Here is a 5,272-nt window from a genome sequence, read left to right on the forward strand (position 1 = left end):
CGTACAGACCGCGCCGACGTCGACGTCCCCCTTGGAACGGGCCGAGACCTTCCAGACGTCACCATCCTGCTTGCAGACAAGGGCGACCTCGGCCTCCGACACGGTGCGCACCGTGTCGATGAGCCCCTCGATCTCGTCGTACTCCAGTCCCGCGGCGCGCAGATCGGCCTGGCTGCACCAGGACCAGACGAGGTCGTACTCGGGCTCCAGCCGGACGCGGTCGAGAACCTCCCTGAGTAGCTTGAGATAGCCGAAGCGGTGGGTGTCCCACAGGGCACGGCTGATCAGGTCGGGACGGATGCCCGTGGCCAGCAGCCGGGCGGCCAGTTGGTGCACCGCCGGTGTCGTCGCGGCGAAACGGAACGATCCCGTGTCGGTCACCAGACCGGTGTAGATCGCTGTCGCGATGTCCCGGTCGAGCCGCACGCCCAGGGCATCGATGAGGTCGACGACCATGGCGCTGGTCGAGGCTGCCTCGGGGTCGACCAGGTTGAGATCGCCGAACCGGGTGTTGGAGGCATGGTGGTCGACGACCAGGACCCGGCGACCGGCCGTGGTGCTGGCGAGCCTGCCCAGCCGGGACCGGCTGCCGGCGTCCAGGGTCACCACGAGACCCGGCCGGCCGGTGACGGCCTCGGGAGCCACCAACAGATCCTGACCGGCGAGGAAGCGAAGCACCCGGGGAACGACGAAGGGATCGGCGTCGAAGGATACCCGCGGCCTTCCGCCCAGCGACCGCAGCGCGAGCCCCAGCGCCAACGCCGATCCGAGACTGTCCCCGTCGGGGTTCACGTGGGCGATCAGCAGGATGCCGTCACCGGCGTCGATCGCGCCGGTCAGTGCGGTCACCGCGGCCTGGAAATCACCGGTCGGACCGGCACCGCCCGGGCAGGAGCGGCTGACCGGCGCCGCCGACGGGTCCACGAGATCGGTCGCATCGCTCATCGTCAGTTCCCATCGCCGCTGTCTCGTCCCATCGCAGCTGTCTCGTGCCTGTCACCGCGGTGTCCCGGGCCCGTACCCGTCATCCCTCCTGCCGGGCCGTCCCGCCGTACTCGCCCACCTCATCCAGCTCGCCCAGCTCATCGGGCTCATCCGGCTCGTCGGTGGCGGAGCGCGGCCGGCGGTAGGGATCGTCGTCGCCCGCCGGGCGAGCATCCCGACGGACCTCGACCAGATACGCGTCGCGTTCCCGGGCAACGCTGATCAGCTTCTCCAGATGCTGGGCGTCGTCGGGAAGCCGGTCATGAACGAAGGTGAGCGTCGGGGTCACCTTCACCCCCGTAGCCCGGCCGACCTGGCTGCGCAGCAGCCCCCGAGCGGATTCGAGCGCCTGGGCCGACGCCTGCCGCGCCGTCTCATCGCCGTAGACGGTGTAGAAGACCGTCGCGTCGACCAGATCCGGCGTCAGCCGCACCTCCGTGACGGTCACCATGCCGAGTCGAGGATCCTTGACGCCACGCTCCAGCATGGACGCCACGACCTCGCGGATACGCACGGCCAGCCGCCGTGCCCGGGCCGGATCAGCCACCGTCCACCTCCTTGTTCGCCGGTCCCGTCGGCGGCACGCTCACCGCGGCAGATGCACCGGGTGCATGCGGTTCGCCGGGTGCATGCGGTTCGTCGTCCGCGTCGTCCGCCGAGAAGTAGCGCGCCCGCGCGGCGAGCACCTCGACGTCCGGTCGCTGGGCCACCAGCTGCTCGCAGGAGCAGAGGACCTCAACGCAGTGCGCCCGGTCCGCGGCGACGACCGCCATCCCGATCTCGGCTCGCCGGTACAGATCATGATGGCCGGTCTCGGCCACGCTGAGGGCGAAACGGCGACGCAGCTCCGCCACGATCGGCCGCACCACCGACCGTTTCTCCTTCAACGAGTGCACGTCACCGAGCAGCAGATCAAGGTTGAGGGTTCCGATCCACATGGTCGTCTCCCGCCGCCGGGCACACACCGCCGGTGACGATCGAGCAGGCAGCTCGATCGTCACCGGTCGCGGGCGTGCTCAGGCGCGGGGAACCTCCCGTTGCTCGAACGTCTCGATCACGTCATCGATCTTGATGTCGTTGAACGACCCGAGACCGATACCGCACTCGTAGCCCTCGCGGACCTCCGTCGCGTCGTCCTTGAAACGCTTGAGCGACTCGACCGTGAGGTTGTCGGCCACGACGACGCCGTCGCGGATAAGCCTGGCCTTGGTGTTCCGCCGGATGACGCCGGAACGGACCAGACAGCCGGCCACGTTGCCGATCCGCGGCACGCGGAAGACCTCGCGGACCTCGGCGGTACCGAGCTGCGCTTCCTCGTAGACGGGCTTGAGCATGCCCTTCAGGGCGTTCTCGATGTCCTCGATGGCCTGGTAGATCACCGAGTAGTAGCGGACCTCGACGCCCTCACGGTCGGCCAACTCCGTCGCCTTGCCCTGCGGCCGGACGTTGAAGCCGATGATGACCGCGTCGGAAGCCGACGCCAGCATCACGTTGGTCTCAGTGATCGCACCGACCCCACGGTCGATGATCCGCAGACCGACCTCGTCGCCGACATCGATCTTGAGTAGGGCGTCCTCGAGCGCCTCGACCGAACCGGACACATCGCCCTTGAGGATGAGGTTGAGCTGGGTCTTCTCGCCCTCCTTCATCCGCTCGAGGATCGTCTCCAATGTCGGACGGCCTCGGCTCAGCGCCAGCTCCGCGTTACGCTCGCGGGCCTGACGACGTTCGGCGATCTGACGGGCCACTCGGTCCTCGGGCACCACCAGGAAGTTGTCACCGGCGTCGGGAACGCTGGTGAACCCCAGGACCTGGACGGGCCGGGCCGGGCCCGCCTCGACCACCTGACCACCGTGTTCGTCGAGCATCGCCCGAACCCGACCGAACGCCTCGCCGGCGACGACCGAGTCACCGACCCTCAGCGTGCCGCGCTGGACCAGCACGGTCGCCACCGGACCCCGGCCCCGGTCGAGCCGGCCTTCGATGGCGACACCCTGCGCCTCGACCTCGGTCGGAGCCCGTAGGTCCAGGGAGGCGTCGGCGGTCAGGACGATCGCCTCGAGCAGGCCGTCGATGTTCGTCCGGTTGCGGGCGGAGACGTCGACGAACATCGTGTCGCCGCCGTACTCCTCCGCCACCAGGCCGTACTCGGTGAGCTGGCCCCGTACCTTGGCCGGGTCGGCGCCCTCCTTGTCGACCTTGTTGACCGCCACCACGACCGGGACGCCGGCCGCCTGGGCGTGGTTCAGCGCCTCGATGGTCTGCGGCTTCACCCCGTCGTCGGCGGCCACGACCAGGACCACGATGTCCGTCACCTGCGCACCGCGGGCCCGCATGGCGGTGAAGGTCTCGTGGCCCGGAGTGTCGATGAAGGTGATCGGACGCTCGTCGCCGTCGACCTTGGCCCGCACCTGGTAGGCACCGATGTGCTGGGTGATACCACCGGCCTCGCCCCCGACCACGTCGGTGGAGCGGATGGCGTCCAGCAGTTTCGTCTTACCATGATCGACGTGACCCATGACGGTCACGACCGGCGGCCGGGAGCTGAGCTCGACGTCGTCGCCGTACTCCCCGCCGAAGGAGAGGTCGAAGCTCTCGAGGAGCTCCTTGTCCTCGTCCTCCGGACTGACGATCTGGACCTCGTAACCGAGCGTGACGCCCAACAACTGCAGCGTCTCGTCGGTGCAGGACTGGGTCGCGGTGACCATCTCGCCGAGCTGGGTGAACACGACCTGGACCAGAGCGCCCGGGTTCGCATCGATCTTGTCGGCGAAATCGGCCAGCGAGGCGCCACGCGGAAGCCGGATGGCCTGCCCGTTGCCGCGGGGCACCATCGCGCCCATGCGCGGCGCTTCGAGCCCGCTCTCCCATTCCTGCCGCTTCGCGCGCTTGGACTTGCGCTGGCGACCGGGGCGACCACGGCCACCGGGGCCGAAAGCGCCCGCCGTGGTCCCACCGCGGCCACGGCCGCCGGCCGCGGGACGACCGGGCGCACCGCCACCGCCGCCGCTGCCACCGGGACGACCGGGCGCGCCACCCCGCCCGGCGAATCCGCCGGGACGCGGACCGCCGCCACCGGGACGACCAGGAGCGCCCCCACCTCCCGGGCGCCCGGGAGGGCCACCGGCGGGTCGAGGCTGGAACATGTTCGCGTTGGGGCGCGGCCCCCCGGTGCCACCTGGGCGGGGCGGCATGCCACCCCCCGCTCCGGACCGTGGGCCACCGGGGCGTGGCGGCATCCCGCCGGGAGTGGGCCGTGGACCACCGGCGCCGGCGCCACCGGGTCGCGGTCCACCCGGCCGGGGGGTGCCTGGCCTGGGGGTGCCCGGCCGCGGGGCGCTGGGCCGGGGAGTGGACGCCGACGGCGGACCCGACTGACCGGCCGACGGGCGCGGCCCAGCGGATGGACGGGGCCCGGCGGACGGCGTCGTGTAGGGGTTGTTACCGGGCGCAGCCGGCCGGGGTCCGGGGCGCGGGCCAGGCCGGGGGCCGCCGGGGGTGGGACCGCCAGCGGTGGGACCCGAGGGAGGAACCGGGGTGCCGGGACGCGGGCGGCCACCGCCCTGCGGTGCACCGGGACGCGGAGCGCTCGGCCCGGGTCGCGGCCCGGAAGGGGCGGACGGCAGCGGCGGCGCGGGTACGGCGGAGGCCGCGGCCGGACGGGGAGCGGCGGGTGCAGACGTCGGCGAGGCCTCCACCGGGGAAGCCTGCACCGGCGGGGACGCGGGCGACGGCGCCGGGGTCACTGGACCAGACCGGCCGGCGGGACCAGGCCGCCCGGGAACCGGACGCGGACCGGGCCGCGGCGCCAGACCAGGACGGGGCGGCGAGGTCGGACGGGCACCGCTGCCCGGCGGTCCCGGACGGCCGGTGGTCCGGCCCGGGGAGGTGGGTGTGCCGTCGGCGGGGAACGCTTCCTTCAACTTGCGGACGACGGGTGCCTCGACAGTGGACGAAGCGGACTTCACGAACTCACCGAGATCCTTGAGCTTGGCGAGCACGGTCTTACTGTCGACACCAAGCTCCTTGGCGAGCTCGTGTACGCGGGCCTTTCCTGCCACGGTGCTCCTTCGTTCGGCCCGCGGTCCGTGCCCGCGTGACCTCGTTACCTGCTGGTCGTGATCATGGCTGGGTGCTCATTGAGCGGTCATCGCTGTCTCGACCTGCTTCCCTGTCGACGTCTGTTGGCGCCGCCTGTGGGAGGGGGTGCCGCTGGCGCGGGTACCCACTCCGTCTGACCCGGCCGGCCCGCTGCCGCGGTCCGCCCGTTCCATCCATCTTTACCTGG

At 71.5% G+C, this 5,272-nt stretch carries 4 protein-coding genes; all 4 read right to left on the reverse strand.

Going from position 1 to position 5,272, the window contains the following annotated elements; translation table 11 throughout:
• On the reverse strand, positions 1-945 hold a 945-nt coding region (locus tag ACY45C_RS00870), incomplete at its 3' end, for a DHH family phosphoesterase (protein WP_462185769.1).
• Positions 946-1,024: 79 nt separating this feature from the next.
• Positions 1,025-1,531, reverse strand: a complete 507-nt coding sequence (gene rbfA, locus ACY45C_RS00875) for a 30S ribosome-binding factor RbfA (RefSeq protein WP_462185770.1) — start codon at positions 1,529-1,531, stop codon at positions 1,025-1,027.
• Entirely contained in the window at positions 1,524-1,922 is a 399-nt protein-coding gene (locus ACY45C_RS00880) for a DUF503 domain-containing protein (protein ID WP_462185771.1), read from the reverse strand. The genes rbfA and ACY45C_RS00880 overlap by 8 nt, the downstream gene beginning before the upstream one ends.
• A gap of 78 nt (positions 1,923-2,000) precedes the next feature.
• Entirely contained in the window at positions 2,001-5,045 is a 3,045-nt protein-coding gene (gene infB / locus ACY45C_RS00885; protein ID WP_462185772.1) for a translation initiation factor IF-2, read from the reverse strand.
• Positions 5,046-5,272 lie beyond the last annotated feature (227 nt).

This window comes from Frankia sp. CcWB2, assembly GCF_977927585.1.

Bases quoted from the DNA above. Each gene is read 5' to 3' on its own strand.
- ACY45C_RS00880 (WP_462185771.1), bottom strand. From the start codon at position 1,922: ATGTGGATCGGAACCCTCAACCTTGATCTGCTGCTCGGTGACGTGCAC.